The sequence below is a fragment of the Puniceibacterium sp. IMCC21224 genome (genome assembly GCF_001038505.1).
GTDB lineage: Bacteria > Pseudomonadota > Alphaproteobacteria > Rhodobacterales > Rhodobacteraceae > Puniceibacterium.
This window is the reverse complement of record NZ_LDPY01000001.1, coordinates 3205182-3224858: the sequence shown is the minus strand read 5'-3', so window position 1 is coordinate 3224858 and position 19677 is coordinate 3205182. Positions and strand designations below refer to the sequence as shown.

At 58.4% G+C, this 19677-nt stretch carries 20 protein-coding genes; 12 read left to right on the top strand and 8 right to left on the bottom strand.

What is annotated here, in order from left to right; translation table 11 throughout:
* Positions 1 to 253: 253 nt before the first annotated feature.
* Positions 254 to 436, top strand: a complete 183-nt coding sequence (locus tag IMCC21224_RS27880; protein WP_156178285.1) for a hypothetical protein — start codon at positions 254 to 256, stop codon at positions 434 to 436.
* Between the two features lie 263 nt (positions 437 to 699).
* On the opposite strand, the gene IMCC21224_RS14945 is transcribed toward IMCC21224_RS27880, so the two are convergent.
* A complete protein-coding gene (locus tag IMCC21224_RS14945) occupies positions 700 to 1422 on the bottom strand; it encodes a hypothetical protein (RefSeq protein ID WP_047997164.1) in 723 nt (240 codons plus the stop codon).
* Between the two features lie 96 nt (positions 1423 to 1518).
* Here IMCC21224_RS14945 and IMCC21224_RS14940 point away from each other — a divergent pair, with 96 nt between their 5' ends.
* Both IMCC21224_RS14940 and IMCC21224_RS14935 read left to right on the top strand, forming a co-directional pair.
* Positions 1519 to 2016, top strand: coding sequence for a hypothetical protein (locus IMCC21224_RS14940; RefSeq protein WP_231582095.1), 498 nt, complete (start codon positions 1519 to 1521; stop codon positions 2014 to 2016).
* Between the two features lie 145 nt (positions 2017 to 2161).
* On the top strand, positions 2162 to 2557 hold the full coding sequence (locus IMCC21224_RS14935) for a heme-binding protein (protein WP_156178283.1): 396 nt from the start codon (positions 2162 to 2164) through the stop codon (positions 2555 to 2557).
* A gap of 4 nt (positions 2558 to 2561) precedes the next feature.
* On the opposite strand, the gene IMCC21224_RS14930 is transcribed toward IMCC21224_RS14935, so the two are convergent.
* The 3 genes from IMCC21224_RS14930 to IMCC21224_RS14915 form a co-directional block, all read right to left on the bottom strand.
* Positions 2562 to 3913 (bottom strand): IS3 family transposase gene (locus IMCC21224_RS14930; protein WP_156178281.1). Its coding sequence is split into 2 segments (ribosomal slippage): positions 2562 to 3577 and positions 3577 to 3913, totalling 1353 coding nucleotides; the frame shifts between segments, so codons are not numbered across the junction.
* A gap of 108 nt (positions 3914 to 4021) precedes the next feature.
* A complete protein-coding gene (locus tag IMCC21224_RS14920) occupies positions 4022 to 5038 on the bottom strand; it encodes a hypothetical protein (protein WP_047996016.1) in 1017 nt (338 codons plus the stop codon).
* A gap of 155 nt (positions 5039 to 5193) precedes the next feature.
* Entirely contained in the window at positions 5194 to 5775 is a 582-nt protein-coding gene (locus tag IMCC21224_RS14915; RefSeq protein ID WP_047996015.1) for a rhomboid family intramembrane serine protease, read from the bottom strand.
* A 423-nt stretch (positions 5776 to 6198) separates the two neighbouring features.
* Between IMCC21224_RS14915 and IMCC21224_RS14910 the strand changes: the two genes are divergently transcribed.
* Both IMCC21224_RS14910 and IMCC21224_RS14905 read left to right on the top strand, forming a co-directional pair.
* Positions 6199 to 6744 carry a YaeQ family protein gene (locus IMCC21224_RS14910; protein ID WP_047997162.1) on the top strand — a complete coding sequence of 182 codons (546 nt, stop codon included), beginning with the start codon at positions 6199 to 6201 and terminating at the stop codon, positions 6742 to 6744.
* 411 nt (positions 6745 to 7155) lie between these two features.
* On the top strand, positions 7156 to 8985 hold the full coding sequence (locus IMCC21224_RS14905) for a TniQ family protein (protein WP_047996014.1): 1830 nt from the start codon (positions 7156 to 7158) through the stop codon (positions 8983 to 8985).
* A 551-nt stretch (positions 8986 to 9536) separates the two neighbouring features.
* On the opposite strand, the gene IMCC21224_RS14900 is transcribed toward IMCC21224_RS14905, so the two are convergent.
* Positions 9537 to 12029: an adenosylcobalamin-dependent ribonucleoside-diphosphate reductase gene (locus tag IMCC21224_RS14900; RefSeq protein ID WP_047996013.1), complete on the bottom strand. Its 2493-nt coding sequence runs from the start codon at positions 12027 to 12029 to the stop codon at positions 9537 to 9539.
* Between the two features lie 125 nt (positions 12030 to 12154).
* On the opposite strand from IMCC21224_RS14900, the gene IMCC21224_RS14895 reads away from it, so the two are divergent.
* Together IMCC21224_RS14895 and yghU are read left to right on the top strand one after the other, a co-directional pair.
* The gene (locus IMCC21224_RS14895; protein WP_047997161.1) at positions 12155 to 12586 is read left to right on the top strand and encodes a DUF1489 family protein; all 432 of its coding nucleotides are present in this window, start codon (positions 12155 to 12157) and stop codon (positions 12584 to 12586) included.
* Positions 12587 to 12751: 165 nt separating this feature from the next.
* Positions 12752 to 13615: a glutathione-dependent disulfide-bond oxidoreductase gene (gene yghU / locus IMCC21224_RS14890; RefSeq protein WP_047996012.1), complete on the top strand. Its 864-nt coding sequence runs from the start codon at positions 12752 to 12754 to the stop codon at positions 13613 to 13615.
* A gap of 64 nt (positions 13616 to 13679) precedes the next feature.
* Here the strand turns inward: yghU and choV are convergent, their stop codons facing one another.
* The 3 genes from choV to IMCC21224_RS26565 form a co-directional block, all read right to left on the bottom strand.
* The gene (choV, locus tag IMCC21224_RS14885; protein ID WP_047996011.1) at positions 13680 to 14693 is read right to left on the bottom strand and encodes a choline ABC transporter ATP-binding protein; all 1014 of its coding nucleotides are present in this window, start codon (positions 14691 to 14693) and stop codon (positions 13680 to 13682) included.
* Positions 14690 to 15523: a choline ABC transporter permease subunit gene (choW, locus tag IMCC21224_RS14880; protein WP_047996010.1), complete on the bottom strand. Its 834-nt coding sequence runs from the start codon at positions 15521 to 15523 to the stop codon at positions 14690 to 14692. Before choW ends, choV begins: the two co-directional genes overlap by 4 nt.
* Before the next feature lie 230 nt (positions 15524 to 15753).
* Positions 15754 to 16350 carry a hypothetical protein gene (locus IMCC21224_RS26565; RefSeq protein WP_053078989.1) on the bottom strand — a complete coding sequence of 199 codons (597 nt, stop codon included), beginning with the start codon at positions 16348 to 16350 and terminating at the stop codon, positions 15754 to 15756.
* A gap of 301 nt (positions 16351 to 16651) precedes the next feature.
* On the opposite strand from IMCC21224_RS26565, the gene secE reads away from it, so the two are divergent.
* From secE to rplJ, 5 genes are all read left to right on the top strand, one after another.
* A complete protein-coding gene (gene secE / locus IMCC21224_RS14870; protein WP_047996009.1) occupies positions 16652 to 16849 on the top strand; it encodes a preprotein translocase subunit SecE in 198 nt (65 codons plus the stop codon).
* A 201-nt stretch (positions 16850 to 17050) separates the two neighbouring features.
* Entirely contained in the window at positions 17051 to 17587 is a 537-nt protein-coding gene (gene nusG, locus IMCC21224_RS14865) for a transcription termination/antitermination protein NusG (protein ID WP_047996008.1), read from the top strand.
* 126 nt (positions 17588 to 17713) lie between these two features.
* Positions 17714 to 18163, top strand: coding sequence for a 50S ribosomal protein L11 (gene rplK / locus IMCC21224_RS14860; protein ID WP_047996007.1), 450 nt, complete (start codon positions 17714 to 17716; stop codon positions 18161 to 18163).
* Between the two features lies 1 nt (position 18164).
* Positions 18165 to 18863 carry a 50S ribosomal protein L1 gene (gene rplA, locus IMCC21224_RS14855; protein ID WP_047996006.1) on the top strand — a complete coding sequence of 233 codons (699 nt, stop codon included), beginning with the start codon at positions 18165 to 18167 and terminating at the stop codon, positions 18861 to 18863.
* A 257-nt stretch (positions 18864 to 19120) separates the two neighbouring features.
* On the top strand, positions 19121 to 19636 hold the full coding sequence (rplJ, locus tag IMCC21224_RS14850; RefSeq protein ID WP_047996005.1) for a 50S ribosomal protein L10: 516 nt from the start codon (positions 19121 to 19123) through the stop codon (positions 19634 to 19636).
* Positions 19637 to 19677 lie beyond the last annotated feature (41 nt).

The window sequence follows — 19677 nt, the reverse complement described above, 5'->3', positions numbered from 1 at the left end:
CTACTTGGACTTGACCCAGTTTTCTGTAGAGCTTTTGGCTCACTTTGGTGGAGAAGTGGAAGGGAATTTTGAACAGCTCGGGTAGGTGAGTTTTCTGTGCAAGAGTGGCATGATGCTGCGAGAGAGTAGAAGGCTCAAGGCAAACGGAGCCTTCTCAGGCGAGGCCGCTAAACTGAGTATTCCGCAGCTTCCGAACTGACTTCGAGCCCCAGTTCGCGCTATCATCGATGAGTTTCTCGACGAAGACGGCGCGATGCCGTCCGATACCGATCAGGACGACTACACGCTCTACCTCTCGTTCGATGATGCGCGCATCACACCCGGATGGCGGATCAGGGATTACATTGAGCACGGCTGTCGAACCGAGGCAAAGCAAGCCGAACTGCGGGGGCGCTTCGGGCTGGGAGCGGCCATAGGCTGCGCCTGGCTCGTATGACTGCTGTGGGCGGGTCGCGTCATCAAGGCCGACCATGGTTCACAACTTTGCAGCGACCGCTTCCTGCGCTTTGCTGCCGTTCGCGACGAGCGCAGCGAACGGCAGTTCCCCGCCCTTCAAGACGTGTTTTCTGGCAGGGAAAATCCTACATCAACTGCCCTAGAAGTACTGATCATCGATCTTTTCTGCGTCTAGTCGGCGCCTTGCAACGGCTATCCCCTCCGCCTGTCATCTAGTTTATTGCCGCTTTTGAGTTGGACATTTCACTGGACGGAGATCGGCTGAAGCTGGGCGTCGGTGTCGAGCTTCAGGGCACTGCGCCATAGCGGTGTCTTGAACACATGATGCACTTGCTTCCCGGCGAGTTCATCGGCGGATAGGACAACCAAGCCCGCCCATTCCAATGGTCGCAAGACGCAGGAGGAGAACGCCGCCATCTGCCGCCAGCCGGCATTGTCCCAGTCCGGGCCGTCTCCGTAGAAGGCACCGAAGAGCGCTTTCTCGGTTGTGCCGTGGTCGGCCTCGACATTGATGACGTTCATCCAGACATCCCATTTTCCAAACGGCGCCTCTTCAAAACGGGAGTACGCCGCATGGTCGATCTCGAGAACGAAGAACGGTACCAGTTCAGAAAACAGCCGCCCCGGGGCTTCCGCAAGGTCTGCTCCCCGCTTGGTCAGCCTGAACTCTCCTTTGAAATGCCGCGCCAGGCGCAGCCTAATCAAAAGGAAGTGGAGTAGTTCGAGCGGGGGAAACTCATATTCGTTGATCACCTTGTTGTACCGAAACATTTCTTCCGCACTGCGTCCCGGCCAGTCAAAGTGTTCGACCGCCCAGTGAACGAAAACGCGCTTGAACGCCATGGTTTTGGTCAGCCCGATGGCCCCGTGTTCGCGCGTGTACTGAAGTGTCAGCAAGGCCGCGCGCAGCATCGGCGAATGCGCGAGGTCGGGATGGTCATCTGACAGGGTTTGAAACGTGATCATGTCGGGATGCTGCCACATGGCATTTCCGGGGACCAGATACTTTGCCAATGCCCGGATCAATATCCCACCGGGTTGGCAACGGGCGCCCGTTGGGGCTTGCTTGACCTGCTCTCTGCCATGGCGTTCAAGGTCCGGGCAGAAGGAGGGTCGACGATGGCTGGGGAAAAAGAGATTCAGGACAAGCTCGCGAAGCTTGAGGCGCTGTTCTCACGAGGCGCTACGGCGGGTGAACGTGCGGCGGCAGGTGCGGCACGTGACCGCCTGCAAGCCAGGATTGTCCTTGAAGCAGATGGAAAAGGCGAACCCGAGCCCGAACTGCAGTATTCGCTGCCGGATGTCTGGTCGGTCCGGATTTTTGTGGCGCTTTGCCGCAAGCATGACATCAAGCCGTACCGCTATCCCAGGCAACGGCGCACAACTGTCATGGTCCGGGTGCATCAACCGACCTTTGAGAGTACGGTGGGAGAGGAGTTCCGAGCACTGCACCGGGAACTCACCGCGTATTTCGGCGACATGGTCGAGCATCTGATTGCCGATGTCATGAAGGCGGATGGCAACGACGAAACCCTGGAGCAGCGCAAGCTGCCACGCTGATGCGACGACCCTCGCGGCACGTTTCAATTCACACCAATGTTGCCCATGGTAAGCTAAAGGGCGGTGTGCTGATCCATTTCTCTGCTGTGATGCGTTCAATCAGAATAGGACACGTTCGGGGCATAAGCTGATCGGATGCGCACCCTTGGATGAAAAGGAGACAAGGATGTTTTCACGCGCCACCCGGGCAGTCACCGCCTTCGCCAGTCTGCTGTCCGTCACGGCCTGTTCCGTTTTCGGCAGCGCGGCAGCTCCGGAGCCGGAGTACCGGGTGACATTGTCCGACCCACCATTCGAGGTCCGCGGCTACGGCGAACTGGTCGTTGCGAAAACCCCCATGGGCGAAGGATCACGCGCGGCGTTTGGCCGTCTTTTCGATTATATTTCGGGCACGAACACCGGAGGGCGCGACATTGCTATGACCGCGCCCGTCCTGAACACCGACAACTCGAACGGATCGAAGATCGCCATGTGTCCGTCGTCATATAAAATGGGACATCAGAGCGGCTTGAGCATTGGAGGCTCTGGCTCGTTTGTGTGATTGATTATGCGGCTTGTTTTTGGTGTTGCAAGCGGCGTTCGCGGATTGTCAGTATCTTGATCTTCTTCCTTTCTCTGAGGATGGCTTTGTCGCGCCCAAAGTAGACGTCGGCGGGCGTGACGTTGTTGAGACTCTCGTGGTATCGCGCGTTGTTGTAATACTCTACGAAGGCCCCGATCTGGCGTTCGAGATCGCCGGGCAGGTAGTAGTTTTCCAGCAGAACCCGGTTCTTCATAGTTTGGTGCCAGCGCTCAATCTTGCCCTGGGTTTGCGGATGGAATGGTGCCCCGCGAACGTGGTCCATTTTTTGATTTCCCAACCACTTGGCGAGGTCGCCAGAGATGTAGCAGGCCCCGTTGTCACTCAGCAGGCGCGGCTTGTGCCGGACGACGGCTTGGTCACAGCCCGATGCGCTCAGAGCCAGTTCAATCGTGTCCGTCACGTCCTCGGCCCGCATGTTTGTGCAAAGCTTCCAGGCGATGATGTAGCGGCTGTAGTCGTCGAGGATGGTGGACAGGTAATACCAGCCCCAGCCGATGATCTTGAAGTAGGTGAAGTCGGTCTGCCAGAGCTGATGGATGGCCGTGGTCTTGTCCGTGAACTCGTCCGCGGCCTTGATCACCACATAGTCCGGCGCCGTGATCAGATCAGCTGCTTTAAGAATGCGGTAAGCCGATGATTCCGAGATAAAATACCGGTTCTCATCGGTGTATTTGACCGCCAGTTCACGTGTCGTCAGCGCCTCATGTTCTAACGCAAACTCGATCAGGTCATCGCGCCGGTCTTGGGGTATTCGATTCCAGACCGACCCTGGTCGAGGAGACCGATCGGCCAGCGCATCGAACCCGCCCTCGACGTAGCGATCATACCAGCGGTAGAAAGCCGTGCGCGGAATGCCCAGCATATCCAGCGTCATTTTGGTGGGCAGATGCGAACCTTCAACGGTGCGGATGATCTCAAGCTTCTCGGTTGCAGGGTATCTCATTCCTCCACCTCCCCAGCCCCTGTCATACTTTTTTTGAGCAGACGGTTTTCCAGGGTGAGATCGGCCACGCATTCCTTCAGGGCCAAAGACTCAGAGCGAAGCTCCTTCACCTCCGGCGACGTGGCTTGGCGCGCCGTATCGCCAGACAAGCGACGCTTGCCAGCCTCCAGGAACTCCTTCGACCAGCTGTAATACAGGCTCTCGGCGATACCCTCCCGCCGACATAGCACCGAAATGCTTTCCTCACCGCGCAGGCCAGCTAAGACGATGCGGATCTTCTCCTCTGCAGAATAGGTCTGCCGCGTCTTGCGGCGGATGTTCTTGACCAGCTTGTCAGCTGCGTCCTTCGACGTTCCGGATGTCTTGTTCATCTTCGCTCCTTGAAAGCTACGATGAACCAGAAATCCTCCGTTGTTCAAATCCTCAAATCTGTCCCAAAAGCGCTGACGTCAGACACAGAAGCGGCTGAGCCGATGAGGTTAACCGGACGTTCTTATCCGGGTTTGGAACAGACGATCCGCAAATTCAGGGCCCGTCAGAATTTCACCTTCAAAGGGCTCGAACGAATCCTCCGTCAGGAACATCGCCCGCAATTCGTCTCGACATTTTCCGTGGCCTGCGAGCTGTGGTAGGCCGCCGAACGCGGGGCCGGCGGCGCGCCAATCGAGCTTGCGCGAAACGAAGACGTCCTCCCGATCGCTCCTGCCTATTGCTTGGACGTCCTTGAAGAATCTGGGACTGTCATGCTTGCTCAAGTAAAAACCGCCTTGCGGACCACGATGGACGGAGAAGAACAGCGCAGGCCAGTCGGTTGGTGCGATATTCCAGTTCGAAAAGTAATCACGTGAACCGGGACGACCGACTTCCCATTGCGGATCCGACTGGCCGTCCTCCTCATCAAGACGTCTGTTTGCCGCGGTGCGGATTTCCGGGACCACGACATCGGTGGAGCAAACAAAGTAAACGCTCTGAAACGCAATCGGGTCACTCCGAAGGGCTTCTACGAGTGTAAGGCCCTCAGCCAAGTTTGGTCGGCCAAAACATACCGGGGCTCGATCAAGGGCCGAATTGTTGACTTGCTCGGCTGCTTCATAGCGCTCCTCGAATTGTTTACAGATTTTCTTATGCGTTGCGCCGCCAGCCTTCACCCAGATGCCGTCCTCGATCCTGCACCTGCCCGAAAGCGCCGCGTTCGTCGCGTTCGCCGAGCAGACTACGGCACCGTCATCTGATAGGTAGACCTTTGCATGCATCTCAGTATCTGGGAGGTAGCGAAGGCGTTCATTATTCGGCGCACCCCCTGCCTGTAGCGCTGCGCGGACGGTGAAACCCATCCGCAGATCGCAGATCACTTGGGCATCTTTCGGCAACTTCCCTTCAAAAACTTCCTCGACCCAATCTGGGCCGAGGAAGGCAACGCACATTCTGGGGCGGCTTCCAGCCATCACCTTGCGGATGCGATCGCGGAGATCTTGCTCTGTCAGGAATTCGGTCACTATGATTCACCAGTCTCAATCATTAGTTTTCTATCGACGATATCTTGGTTCGTGCAGTTGGTGTTGGCAACCGTGTAAACATCCGCTTCGGCGTGCCGCAACGCAGCATCGCGATGCAATGCTAAAGGTCGGCTCTGGGCCGAAAGTGTGCTGCTTCATTCCTGATTGACGGCGCCGAGGCGCGGAGCATGGACGTGTGTTCGTAAAAGGAATGCAGCCGCAGCGCCCGCGATGGCACCGAACAGGTGGGCCTCCCATGAGACGCCAGGTTGGCCCGGCAGAGCGCCCCAGAGAATGGAGCCGTACAGGGCACCAACCAGTAGCGCCGCGGCCAGCGTGACCGGCGAGCGATCCACCAGGCCGCGCGCCACGAGGAAGCCGAACCAGCCGAAGACCAGACCTGACGCGCCGATATGGATGGCGGAGCTTCCGAACAGCCAGACGAGACCGCCGCCGAGGCCGATCACCACGGCGTTCACGGCCAGCAAGGCCCGCGTGGCAGTGGCCACCAGCAGCCCACCCATCACCAATAGCGGCGGCGTATTGGCCATCAGGTGCGTGAAGCTTCCGTGCAGAAGGGGCATTGCGATGACGCCATCCAATCCGCTGACGTGCCGGGGGATCAGGCCGAAGGCCGGGTTGAAGCCGTAGCCGATGATCCAGTTTACGACCTGGACCGCCCAGAGCAGTGCAACAAAGGCTGCAAGCGCCGTGGCGCGCCGAAAGAATGCGCGCATGTGATCCCGTTTCCTCATGTCGGCGACAGTAGACGTCTCAACAATGCCTTCAAAGGCTTTTGCGCGCTGCACAGGCGGCCAATCTCTTCACAGCTCGATTAAAACAAACGGCTACTTCCGGATAGCGGCAAGGTGGCGTCTGCGCCTGTTCTCCATGGCGGCTGGGCCGGGTACGTCGAAGTTGTTGGGTAGAGTAGTCATGACGTACTGTTCGAAATGGGACGCATCTTGTCAGGCTCGATTCGCCCCCTGCCAAGGCGGTCACGACGGCGTGTTGCAGAACGCAGAGCGGCCTTGCCAGCCGTGATGCCCTCCACCCGGACGTCAAGCGTCTTGGCCGGTCTTTCGGGGGAAGCATTGTCTGCTTTCCAAGGACTGCCGGACAAGGTAGGCATCCCGATCCTCAAAGATTCGGGAAAGATCATGGCGCAGAATGCCACCATCTATAAGGTTGAGCTGTCGGTCTCCGACATGGATCGCCACTACTACGAGACCCATAAACTGACCGTTGCAAAACACCCCTCGGAAACAGATGAGCGACTGATGGTGCGCATCCTCGCTTTTGCCCTGAATGCCCGCGACCATCTGGAAATGACCAAGGGATTGTCGACGGACGACGAGCCGGACATCTGGCAAAAGAGCCTGAGCGGGGAGATCGATCTGTGGGTGGCGCTGAGGCTTCCGAGCGAGAAGGTCTTACATCAGTCCTGCAACAAAGCCGGGAAGGTCATTGTCTATCCTTATGGCGGCAGGAATGCCGAAATGTGGTGGGACAAGGTCAGGAACGGCACGACCCGTTTCGACAACCTCGAGGTGATCAATTTCCCTGAAACGGAGACGTCCGCACTGGCAGAACTGGCCAGCCGCTCGATGAAGCTCCAAATCAATATTCAGGACGGGGATGTCATGGTCGGCGTCGATGAGAGTTTCGTCTATGTCACGCCCGACATATGGAAGGGCGCAGCATAGTTTACCGTTGCCAGGCGCAAAGCCGGACCAGCGGTGCCCAAGGCAAAGTCAGTCAATTTCGGCGTGCGGTTTAAGTAACGCGCTGGCTGCATGGCAGCGATGACGACCATGACCGAGAGCGGATCCAGGCCGGTTGCGTCCCGACGGGCGATCGCGCTTAGCAGCTATGCAAGGTCGGCTATCCTGCCCTTCTTTCGATGCGCGCCCTTTCCCGCCATTGCGTAAATGGAACGCTCAGATCCTGCTGTATGGTCTAGGTGGGCTATGCCTGACTGCGTATTCGAATTTTGATTGAGAATTGTCGCTGTGTATCCGGCTTGGTCTGAAAGGCTGCCAGAAAAACACGGTGTTGGCTTGCGCTTGCCGAAACGTGGCATAGCTGGGTCATGAAGCGAGCAACAAGAGCAGTTCATGACCGATATCGCGCCCCTCCCTCTCAAGACGGAGCCCGTCCCGCGGGAAACCGCGCTCTCCTACATGTCACGGCTGGCGGCCGCAAACGGGGTCAACGCACGGGACTTTGGCATTGAACTGGGGGTCTCTTTCCAGCGCGTTATGGACGGTGAACAGGATACGATCAAGATACTGGCCTTGTTGGGCGGGGCTGATCACGAGTGCCTGGAACGCTGGTCTGGAACGAAACTTGAAGGTCGTCGCCACGAGCTTTGCGGCGAAATCTTTCCGGCAAAAACCATCCGCAAACCCGAAATCCGGGGATGTCCCATCTGCCTGAGACAGGATGCATTTGGGTCGAAACGTCCACCGGAGCATTCTATGGCAATTCGCGGACACTGTCTCGTCCCGGACGTGACCATCTGCCTGTCCCATGAGCACCCGCTGGTCCCGCTGTGGCGAGAGACCCAGCCCTTCGCGCGATATGACACCGTGGCGCAATTCCGGTCTATCGCGCCTGCCATCGTTGCCGGTGACTTTGACCGTGAGATCCGTGAACTGACGGACTTCGACGAATGGCTGGAAGCAAGGCTTGTTGATGGGCCAGGAAACGGCTGGCTGGATATGCATCCTCTGCACGCAGCTTCCACATTCTGTTTTCTGTTGGGCAGCGCCCGCATGCGCCACGAGACCACAGCACCATCCGACGTCGATCCAGAGGATCGCTGGGCGCTTCTGCAAATGGGCTATGAAGTCGCCCGGCATGGTCCAAAGTCCATCACGACCGCCCTGCAGCGCCTACAGGACCTGCCCGGAGATCCCCATCAGGGACCCAAGGCAATCTATCCGGTTCTGTACGATCGGTTGTCCCGTGATTACGCCGATGTTCCTGCATATGCTCCCTTCCGGGCCATCCTGCGGGATCACCTGCTTGAAACCTGGCCCCTTAATGCCGGAGATGATCTGCTCGGGGAACCGGTGGAGCGGCGACGGTTGCATTCGGTGCGCTCCGCCGCCCGGGAGACCGGGATCGATCCACGCCGTATGCGGAAGATGCTCGAGAGCGCTGGTATCCTGAACGACGACCGTCCCGACGCATGGGCCGTGTTCGACGCGGCCGCGGCCGCGCCCCTGCTCGATTCACTGACGACCCTGCTGCCGGCAAAATCCTTTGCCGAAGGTCTCGGCATGTCACGATCCCAGTTCGACCGGCTGGCGGAGGATGGTGTCCTCGCTCCGAAGTTGACGGACGCCACTACAAAGAACATCTGGGATCCTCGGGAAGGGCAGGCCTTCATCGACAGCCTGCTTGCCGGAGCCGAGCCTCTCCGGCAGGCCCAGCACAGATGGGCACACATCTCGAAATCTGCGGCGCGATTGAAGATCCGACCCGGCGATATCGTCAGGGCAATCCAGGCAGGCCGGATCCGACGGGTCGGCAATCACTCCGACTTCGATGGGTACAAGGCTGTCTACGTATATCACGACGAAGTATCAGCGACTTTCTCGGACGATGGGCCGCCCGCCATGTCTTTGGAACTGTTTGCCAAGACCGTGGGCATCGGGCAGCCCGCGTTCCTGAACAGACTAGTATCAAATGGTCACACGACGGCGACCACAATTCAAAACCCTCGCACCCGCGCCATGCAACGGTATTTCACCGAGGCGGACTCAGTTCAGTTCCACGAGAAATTCTACACATTCCGGACAATGGCGAAAGCGCATCGTAGATCTTGGCAAAACATGTCAGGCGCTCTCGCGGCCGCTGGCATTGAGCCGTTCAGCCCTGACGAGATTGACTATGGAAAAGTGTTTCTCCGGGCAGAAGTGGACTCAGCAGTAGGTTAATACCGCGGGTGAACTCCAACAGGTGAACGGGGCCGAATGCTCCGCCCTATTTGTTTTCAGTTTCGTAGCGAACCATTCCCGGTTCGGCAGTACAGCTGAATTGCGAAGTGTGATGCCGAGCAGGACCGTTATTCGAGGATCATGCGCTCGCTTCTGGTTTCACTGCCTGCAGTACTACATCACCGATGAGGATGCCGCGTATTTCCACGAACGGTATTTCACGCCGCGCACGATGTCCCTTCACTGTGTCATAAGCTGAAAAAAGCTGTCCGCCAAATCGAGGGCCCGATCGGTCAACGCCCTCTCTCCCGATGGGGAAGAGTGTGGGAGTGTCTAACTGCGCTCAGACATACCGACGGACCTTTAAGCGCTCTTTGCTGCATCTGAAAAAGGGAAAGGAACGAAGGTGGCGATTCTTTTCCCTTTTATTTCAGCGACTTGTGACTGAGGCAGCGTAGAAATCCAAGCACCTCCAAGGTTTTGCGCACGCTTTTAAGTTTTCTCTGCGCACGCTTCTCCTTGGACTGCCTACAACTGAACTTAGTAATTCGCTAAGAACACTTTGAGTGACCGCAGCTCCCGCAGGTCATGCAGCCCTCGAGCATGCGTAGATCAAATTGGCCGCAGGAGGGGCAGGCTTTGCCTCGGGGTTGGTCGCGACCGATGGCTTGGGCTTGGGGGTCGGATTTCAGGCCCATGCCTTCGCCTTCGAGGAAACCGGTGAAAATCAGGTGTTCTTCGATCACGCCGCCGATGGCGGCGAGGATAGAGGGGATGTATTTACCTTTGACCCAGGCGCCGCCGCGTGGGTCAAACACGGCCTTCAGTTCCTCGACCACAAAGGTCACGTCGCCGCCGCGTCGGAACACCGCCGAGATCATGCGGGTCAGGGCCACGGTCCAGGCGAAATGCTCCATGTTCTTGGAGTTGATGAACACCTCGAACGGGCGACGGCGGCCGCCGACAATGATGTCGTTGATGGTCAGATAGATCGCGTGTTCGCTGTCGGGCCATTTGAGCTTGTAGGTGTTGCCCTCAAGCTGCTGGGGGCGGTCTAGCGGTTCTGTCATGTAGACCACATCACCATGAGGCTGCTGTGGTTCGGAATCGGAGGTGGTGACGACTTCGGGTGCATTCGTTTGAGGCATCAGTTCAGTCACTGGTATGCCCAGAACCTTTGCGATTTTATCAGCGTTTTCTAACGACGGGGATTTCCCATCCCTCAGCATTTGCTGTAGAAAATTCTGGCCAAGCCCCGCCTCAGTGGAAATTGTTCTCAAGCTCATGTTCTTTGTTCTGGAAAGTGCTTTTATGTGAGAAGCAAAGTCTCCGCGTCCTTGAACCTTCTCCTCCGACACCGACAGAACTGACCCGGTCACATCATTCGGCCGGTAAGTCGTGCAGCCCTTACATCCCGAATCCCAAGCCTCTAGATAAACCTCTTTGAAATCTTCAAAGGAAATATCCTCGGGGCAGTTGATCGTTTTGGAAATTGACGAATCCACCCATTTCTGCGCCGCCGCCTGCATCCGCACGTGGTCCAGGGGCGCAAGCGTCTGGGCGTTCACGAAATAGTCGGGCAAGGGCGCGTCGCCGAACCGGTCGCGCCACATCTGCACTGCGTAGTCGACGACCTCTTCTTCGGTTCTTGTGCCATCCTTTTGCAGTACCTTGCGGGTGTAGGCATAGGCAAACACCGGCTCGATCCCCGAAGACACGTTGCCGGCAAACAGTGAGATCGTCCCGGTGGGCGCAATCGACGTGAGCAGGGCGTTGCGAATACCATGTTCGCGGATGGCCGCGCGCACTCCGTCATCCATGCCGCGCATGGTTCCGCTTGAGAGATAGGCGTCGGCGTCAAACAGTGGAAACGCGCCTTTCTCCTTTGCCAAATCCACCGACGCCAGATATGCGGCGCGGGCGATCGCATGCAGCCATTGCTCGGTTTGACGCGCCGCCTCTTCAGAGCCATAGCGCAGACCGACCATGAGCAGGGCGTCGGCCAGCCCAGTGACCCCTAAACCGATTCGACGTTTGTTGCGGGCCTCTTCGGCCTGCTGCGGCAGCGGAAACTTCGACGCATCGACGACATTGTCCATCATCCGCACGGCGGTGGCGACCAGCTCGCTTAGCGCGGCCTCGTCCAGTCCGGCGGCATCGCCAAACGGGTCCGTAACCAGACGGGCCATGTTGATCGACCCCAAAAGACAGGCGCCGTAGGGGGGCAGGGGCTGTTCGCCGCAGGGGTTGGTGGCGGCGATGGTTTCGACATAGCTCAGATTGTTGGCCTGATTGATCCGGTCGATAAAGATTACGCCGGGTTCGGCGTAGTCATAGGTTGCCTTCATAATCCGGTTCCATAGGTCGCGGGCCTGAACGGTTTGGTAGACGGTGCCGCCGAACACAAGATCCCAGGGGCCGTTCGCCTTAACCGCATCCATGAAGGGATCGGTGATCAGCACCGACAGGTTAAACATGCGCAAGCGGGCCGAGTCCGCCTTGGCAGCGATAAAGCCTTCGATATCGGGGTGATCGCAACGCATGGTCGCCATCATCGCGCCGCGGCGGCTGCCGGCGGACATGATGGTGCGGCACATCGCGTCCCACACATCCATAAAGCTGAGCGGGCCCGAGGCATCCGCCGCCACGCCCTTGACCCCTGCACCCTTGGGTCGGATCGTGCTGAAATCATAGCCAATGCCGCCGCCCTGCTGCATGGTCAGCGCCGCCTCGCGCAGCATTTCGAAAATGCCCCCCATACTGTCGGGGACCGTGCCCATGACAAAGCAGTTGAACAGCGTCACGGCCCGCCCGGTGCCGGCACCGGCGATGATTCGCCCGGCGGGGAGGTATTTGAAATCCTCCAGCGCGGCGTAAAATTTCTCTTCCCAGACCGCGGGCGCGTCCTCGACCTCGGCCAGAGACCGAGCAATACGCCGCCAGGTGCCTTCGATTGTGGCGTCTATCGGTGTACCGTTGGTTTCTTTCAGACGGTACTTCATGTCCCAGATCTGTTCGGCGATGGGGGCTGCAAAGCGGGTCATGTGGCGATTCCCTTGGATTCGGCGTGCAATAGGATTATCTGCGAGATAGCATACCAGCGCTTGGAGAACAGGGTGAACTACATACCATATGTTCTGCCGCTGGGGAAGGTTTGGGGGATATCACTGTGGATAAAATCACGCACATCCTGAAGCTCAGCGTCGGCACCGAGTCGGTTGAGGATCTCGCCGCTTGGCAGGCATCGGGCCGAGCGCAGACAGCGGACGGTTTGCCGCGCCATGTCACCCGAATGAGGCCGCGCCGCGAGGCCGACGTGCTGAACGGCGGTTCGATCTACTGGGTGATCAAGGGGCTGGTGCAATGTCGCCAGCGTATCCTGCGGCTGGATGAGCATGACAGCGCCGACGGCATACGGCGCTGTGCCATCGTCCTGGACCCGGAATTGATCCGCACCACCCCCGCCACGCGGCGCCCGTTTCAGGGCTGGCGCTATCTCGCCCCTGGCGACGCGCCTGTGGACCTGTCCGGCGCCCGGGCGCATGAGGACGCGCTGCCGCCTGAACTTGCTGGGGCGCTGGCCGAGATTGGCGTGCTCTGAACGCCGCAGCAACAGCGAATGGGGCGAAGTTCTTGCCCACCGGACAGAGCTTGTGCCGTGATACAGGTATCGAATCCGAGGTCGCGTCTGGCATTTTCTGCTCGCCTGCATATCTTGTGTCGGGACATCTCTCTTTCGATGCAGAAATCAAAGGACGCCTCTGCCATGACCGATACCTATACCCCGCCCAAAGTCTGGACTTGGGACGCCGCGAGCGGTGGCCAGTTTGCCAGCATCAATCGTCCTATTTCCGGTCCGACCCAGGATCGGGAACTGCCAGTGGGCGAACACCCGTTCCAGCTCTACTCACTGGCGACGCCCAATGGGGTCAAGGTCACCGTGATGTTCGAAGAGCTTCTGGCCGCAGGACACAGAGATGCCGAATACGATGCATGGTTGATCAAGATCGGCGATGGGGATCAGTTCGGCAGCGGCTTTGTCAGCGTGAATCCGAATTCCAAGATTCCAGCGTTGATGGATCACAGTGGCGATACCCCGGTGCGGATTTTTGAATCCGGTGCTATTCTGCTGCATCTTGCGGAAAAGTTCGGCGCCTTTCTGGGGGCCCCTTCGGCGCGGCCCGAAATGCTAAGCTGGCTGTTCTGGCAGATGGGGTCCGCGCCCTATCTGGGGGGCGGTTTCGGCCATTTCTACGCCTACGCCCCGGAAAAGTGGGAATATCCGATCAACCGCTTCGCGATGGAGACCAAGCGTCAGCTAGATGTTCTGGATAAGCGGCTGGCCGAAACGCCCTATCTTGCGGGCCCCGACTATACCATCGCCGATATGGCAATCTGGTCGTGGTATGGGCAGCTTGTTCTGGGGCGGCTTTACTCTGCGGCCGAATTCCTTGACGTGGAAAGCTATGCGAATGTGTTGCGGTGGGCGACCGAGATCGACGCCCGTCCCGCCGTACAGCGTGGGCGTATGGTGAATCGCGCTTTTGGTGAGCCGGAAACCCAGCTGCGCGAGCGCCATGACGCTTCGGATTTTGACACCAAAACGCAGGACAAGATCGCGGCTGAATAGTCCGCAACACTCGAAGTATACCCCAAGAATTTTCGTACGAAAATTCTTGGGGTCAGCCGCTAGCCTATGCGCTCAACCGGGCAACGATAGAGTCGGCACTGACACTGCCAATCACCGTGCCTAGTTGTTCAACAGCCAGCCAAGGTCGCCCCGCAAGCTGGGCCATGACATCCCGCACCGGCATCTCGGCATTCACCGTAGGTAGACCCGCAGGTTTTGCAGGCAGCATCACGTCGCGTGCGGTCAGTACTCCGAGCGGATTCATGTTTGCGACAAAATCGGCAACGTAGTCTGAGGCTGGAGCTGAAAAAATCTCGCGTGGGGTGCCGCATTGCACGATGCGTCCACCCTGCATGATTGCGATCCGGCCACCCAGTTTAAAGGCTTCGTCGAGATCGTGGCTGACGAAGATGATCGTGCGTTTCAAATCGCGTTGCAGGTCTAGCAATTCATCCTGAAGGCGCGATCGGATCAGCGGGTCGAGCGCTGAGAATGGTTCGTCCATCAGTAGGATCGGCGCCTGAGTGGCAAAGGCCCGCGCCAGGCCCACGCGCTGTTGCATGCCGCCGGACAGTTCCGCCACTTTGGCGTTCGCCCGTTCGGATAGTCCCACGAGGCTAAGTTGTTCTGAAACCTTCTGCGCCCGTTCCGCTGTGGGGACGCCGGCCAGCTCAAGGCCAAACCCGACATTTTCGGCAACCGTGCGCCAGGGCAGCAGACCAAACTGCTGGAACACCATGGCCACACGGCTCTGGCGGATGCGGCGCAGGGCGTTGGCGTTGCATTTGGTAACGTCGACCATCATGCCGCCGTCATTCACCCTCACCGCACCGCGTGCCACCGGGTTCAGCCCGTTGACGGCCCGCAGCAGCGTCGATTTACCCGATCCTGAGAGCCCCATTAGAACCAGGATCTCACCTTCCTCCACATCAAGCGAACAATTGTGCACGCCCAGGATCTGGTCGGTCGCCTGCTGCACTTCGGACCGGCTTTGTCCTCGGTCCATCAGTGGCAGCGCCGCCTCGGGTTTCGGGCCAAAGACGATCGAGACTTTGTCGAATGAAACTGCCTTGTTCATTTGTCACCCACCCGCAGCATCCGATCCAGCATGATGGCAACCACCACAATGACAAAACCGCTTTCGAATCCGAGGCCAGTGTCGACGCGGTTCAGCGCCCGCACCACCGGGACGCCCAGCCCGTCGGCACCTACAAGTGCTGCGATCACCACCATCGACAGCGACAGCATGATTGTTTGGTTCAACCCCGCCATGATTTGCGGCAGGGCATAAGGCAATTCGATTTTCCAAAGGGTTTGGCTGGGTTTCGCGCCAAAGGACTCGGCTGCTTCCAGCAGCTCTGTAGGGGTGCTGGAAATCCCGAGATGGGTCAGCCGGATCGGCGCAGGCACCACAAAGATCACCGTGGCGATCAGCCCTGGCACCATACCGATGCCAAAGAACACGATCGCCGGGATGAGGTATACAAAGGTTGGCAGCGTCTGCATCAGGTCCAGCACTGGACGCATCGCGGCATATAATCTGGGCCGATGCGCCACAGCGATACCAATGGGAACACCCACGCCCATGCAGACAACACAGGCTGACAAGACGAGGGTCAGGCTTTCGGTTGTTTCTTCCCAATAGCCCTGATTGACGATGAAGAGGAACCCGAGGCCCACGAAAAGCGGAATTTTCCAGCCTCGCTGCAAGGCCCATGTTCCAGCCACAAAGGCGGCGATCACCAACAGCGTCGGCGGCGTCTGCAGCACCCAGAGCACTGCGTCGATCATCGCCTCAAGGCCCAGTGCCAAACCATCAAAAAACCAGCCACCATTCTGTTGTAGCCAGCCAAAGACGGCCTCGGCCACATCCCCCACCGGGATTTTGTAGTCGGTCAGCCAGTTCATTTCAGCAATGCCCCCTTGGGTTTTCGCGCAGCATGGCGTGTCGCGCGCGGGATGCAAGAGGTCTGGGCGCTTCATCGACGGTGATAGGAAGCGTTCCGCAACGGAATTTTCCCATTCGTGCGCTGGGGGCGGGGAAAGACGGTAAAAGTCCTTGCGGCACAGAGAAAGGGGGACCATCCAAAGATGGTCCCCCTTTGTTGTTTAGGCATTCACTTAGGCCGATAATTGAATCAGCTTTTCGCAATCGTCTCCAGCTGGGAGCGGACTTCGTTGGTACCCGTACCGCTGTTCACCGCCGCCAGGGCCGATTTCAACTGGGCTTCGGACAGCGCGCTCACATCCAGATCGGGCATGAAGTGCTTGAGGGCAGCAACCTGACCGGCGGTGGCTGAATTGCCTTCGCCGATGGCCTCGTCCGTGCCGATGATAATCGCAGAGACAGTGCCGCCCATATCGGCATTTGCCTCACCGCTGTTGATCACTGCCAGAGCGGGCTGTGCCTGAGCGCGCGACACCATGGTCAGATCAACGCCGGGGGTATACGGCTGAAGTATCGCGATTTCTTCGGCACTTAGCATCGAGGAAGATGAGTGCGAAGCCTTGAATTCAGCTCCCTCTACAACGCTGCGCAGTGTGGCGATGTCTTCGCTGGTCATGTCGCTGCTGTTGATGATGTTCATGGCGCTCGCAACCTGAGTATCGGTGAGCGTCGACGCGTCAACATCGGGCAGGTATCTTTCGATCTGGACGATCTCGCCTTCGGTCGCGGCCATAGCGCCACCGGCCATGCTGAGGGTAAGGGCGGTTGCAATCATAAAGCGTTTCATAATGGTACTCCTTTATCGTTTTCGCCCGGCGCTCTCATCGTCATGCGCCGTGGTATGAAAGGACAACCAGCAAATACGAATTTCGTTCCCGTCGAATTCCGAGTTCACAAACGGTTGATAATATTAGGGAAAGACAAATCAAACAAAAGGAATCGCATGAACGCATTTAGTTGGCGTCCGGTTCCATGTCGCGACGCAGTGTTGCTATCACGATCCCGCTACAGGCGGGCGGGTGTGTGCGCACTTGAAACCGGAACCGCAACCCCGTATGTCAGCGGCCAACCTAACAGAGAAGATATCCATGGCCCGCACAAACCCGCTCCAGTTCGTTCAGCAAGTCCGGTCGGAAGTGGCCAAGGTCGTCTGGCCGTCGCGTCGCGAGGTGTTGCTGACCACTGTCATGGTATTTGTCATGGCGTCGCTTACGGCGGTATTTTTTGCGCTGGTTGACATCGTGATCCGCAGTGGCGTGCAGGAGATGCTGACGTTTTTCGGCTGAGACGTGCCCAAACGTTGGGAAAAGCTGCCCGGCACACTTGAACTCGGGCGGCGCGACGGGTAGTCAACGGCAACTTTCCGCATACGGGCGTGCAATGATTCGTTTTGCACGCCGATTTTCGTTTCGGAGAACGACCCCACAGGTCGGAAGTCTAAAAAGACGCGGGGTATGGCCCGGCGCAGGAATAAGGGTTGAGGCCAGATGGCGAAGCGGTGGTATTCGGTGAGCGTGCTCTCGAATTTCGAGAAGAAGATCGCCGAACAGATCCGGACGGCGGTTGCCGAACAGGAGCTTGAGGATCAGATCGAAGAGGTTCTGGTGCCGACCGAAGAGGTGATCGAGATCCGCCGCGGCAAGAAGGTCACGACCGAGCGCCGGTTCATGCCGGGCTATGTATTGGTCAAGATGGAAATGTCCGACCGGGGCTACCACCTGATCAACTCGATCAACCGCGTAACCGGGTTTTTGGGTCCGCAGGGGCGTCCGATGCCGATGCGCGACGCCGAGGTCAGCGCGATCCTGCACAATGTGCAGGAAGGCGAGGATAGCCCGCGTACGCTAATACATTTTGAGATCGGTGAGCGGGTCAAGGTCAACGATGGTCCGTTCGAAGATTTCGACGGCATGGTTGAGGGTGTGGACGAAGACACCCAGCGCCTGCGGGTCGCGGTGTCGATCTTTGGTCGGGAAACTCCGGTCGAGCTGGAATTCACTCAGGTCACCAAGCAGGGGGCCTGAGGGTAGGGCGCCTTTGGGCGCCGCAAGCGTGGGAGGTGTTGGCATCGCGATGTCCGAACCGCACCACGGCAACGACAAGGCCCGATTGACGCGTCAGGGGGCCGTTGGACATAAAGGAGTAGCCAGATGGCAAAGAAGCTTGCTGGCAAGATGAAACTGCAGATCAAGGCCGGGCAGGCCAACCCGAGCCCGCCCGTGGGTCCGGCGCTGGGTCAGCGCGGCATCAATATCATGGAGTTCTGCAAGGCGTTCAACGCCAAGACGCAGGAAATGGAGCCTGGCGCGCCGTGCCCGACTGTGATCACGTATTATCAGGACAAGTCCTTTACGATGGAAATCAAGACGCCGCCCGCGTCTTATTACCTCAAGAAGGCAGCCGGCATGAAACCAGTGGGCAAACGCAATCGTCCTAAGGGTTCGCCTCTTCCGGGCCGTGAGACTGTCGCATCGGTGACTGTCTCGCAGGTACGTGAAATTGCCGAAGCAAAGATGAAGGACCTGAGCGCGAACGACGTTGAGGCCGCCATGCAGATCATTCTGGGCTCCGCAAAGTCCATGGGCATCGAGGTTAAGTAAGATGGCTAAACTTGGAAAACGCACCCGCGCGGCCCGTGAGGCCTTTGCCGGCAAAGAGGATATCACGATTGCCGAGGCCGTCGCCCTGATCAAGGGCAATGCCAATGCAAAGTTCGATGAAACCGTCGAGATCGCCATGAACCTTGGTGTTGACCCGCGTCACGCTGACCAGATGGTTCGCGGTGTCGTTGGTCTGCCAAATGGCACGGGCAAGACGGTTCGCGTCGCTGTCTTTGCACGTGGCGCCAAGGCCGAGGAAGCCACGGCGGCTGGTGCTGATATCGTTGGTGCCGAAGACCTGATGGAAGCCATTCAGGGCGGCAAGATCGACTTTGATCGTTGCATCGCGACGCCTGACATGATGCCGATCGTCGGTCGTCTGGGCAAAGTTCTGGGCCCGCGTAACCTGATGCCGAACCCCAAAGTCGGTACTGTGACCATGGACGTCAAGGAGGCCATCACGGCAGCCAAGGGCGGTCAGGTTCAGTTCAAGGCTGAAAAGGCCGGTGTTGTGCATGCAGGCGTTGGCAAGGTTTCGTTCGACGAGGCCAAGCTGGTGGAAAACATCCGCGCCTTCGTTTCGGCCGTGACCAAGGCAAAGCCGGCCGGTGCCAAGGGGACGTACCTCAAGCGCATCGCGCTGAGCTCGACCATGGGCCCGGGTATCACTGTAGACGTGGCCGAAGCAAACGTCGAATAACAGATTGGCTCCGGGGCGCGAGCCTCGGGGCGAATGCGGGGCCAGAATATCGGCCTCGTTCTGTCCGAGACGGAGGGTTCCGGGGATATATCCGGAATAATTCCTTCCTGAGATGGGAAACGAGACAAGATTTCCGACAGGTCTTTGACCTTCGGGCGATCACGGCCTCGGGACCCTGACTACGGACCCGTAACGGGTGCGGTCTGACCGCACCCTGACATGAGCCGGGGGGAGACCCCCAAATTTGGAGTAAAACTGTGGATAGAGCCCAGAAAGAGAAATTGGTCGAGGAACTCGGCCAGATCTTCGAAAGCTCTGGCGTCGTGGTGGTAGCACATTACGAAGGTCTCACGGTTGCAGAGATGCAGGATCTCCGGGGGCGCGCACGCGCTGCCGAAGCATCCGTACGCGTCGCCAAGAACAGGCTCGCCAAGATCGCCCTTGAGGGAAAGCCCTGCGCAAGCATTGCTGACTTCCTGACGGGCATGACCGTTCTGACCTATTCCGAGGACCCCGTGGCAGCAGCCAAGGTGGCCGAGGACTTCGCCAAAGATAACAAGAAGTTTGAAATTCTTGGCGGCGCAATGGGTGAGAATGCTCTGGACCGGGCCGGTGTGGAATCCGTGTCGAAGATGCCGTCGCGCGAGGAGCTTATTGCTTCGATCGTTGGCTGCATCGGCGCACCCGCATCGAACATTGCCGGGGCCATTGGCGCACCTGCTTCGAATATCGCATCCATCTTGTCCACAATCGAGGACAAGGCGGCTGCGTAAGCAACCTATGGGATCATCGTGGGGTTGTAATCCCGACGTTG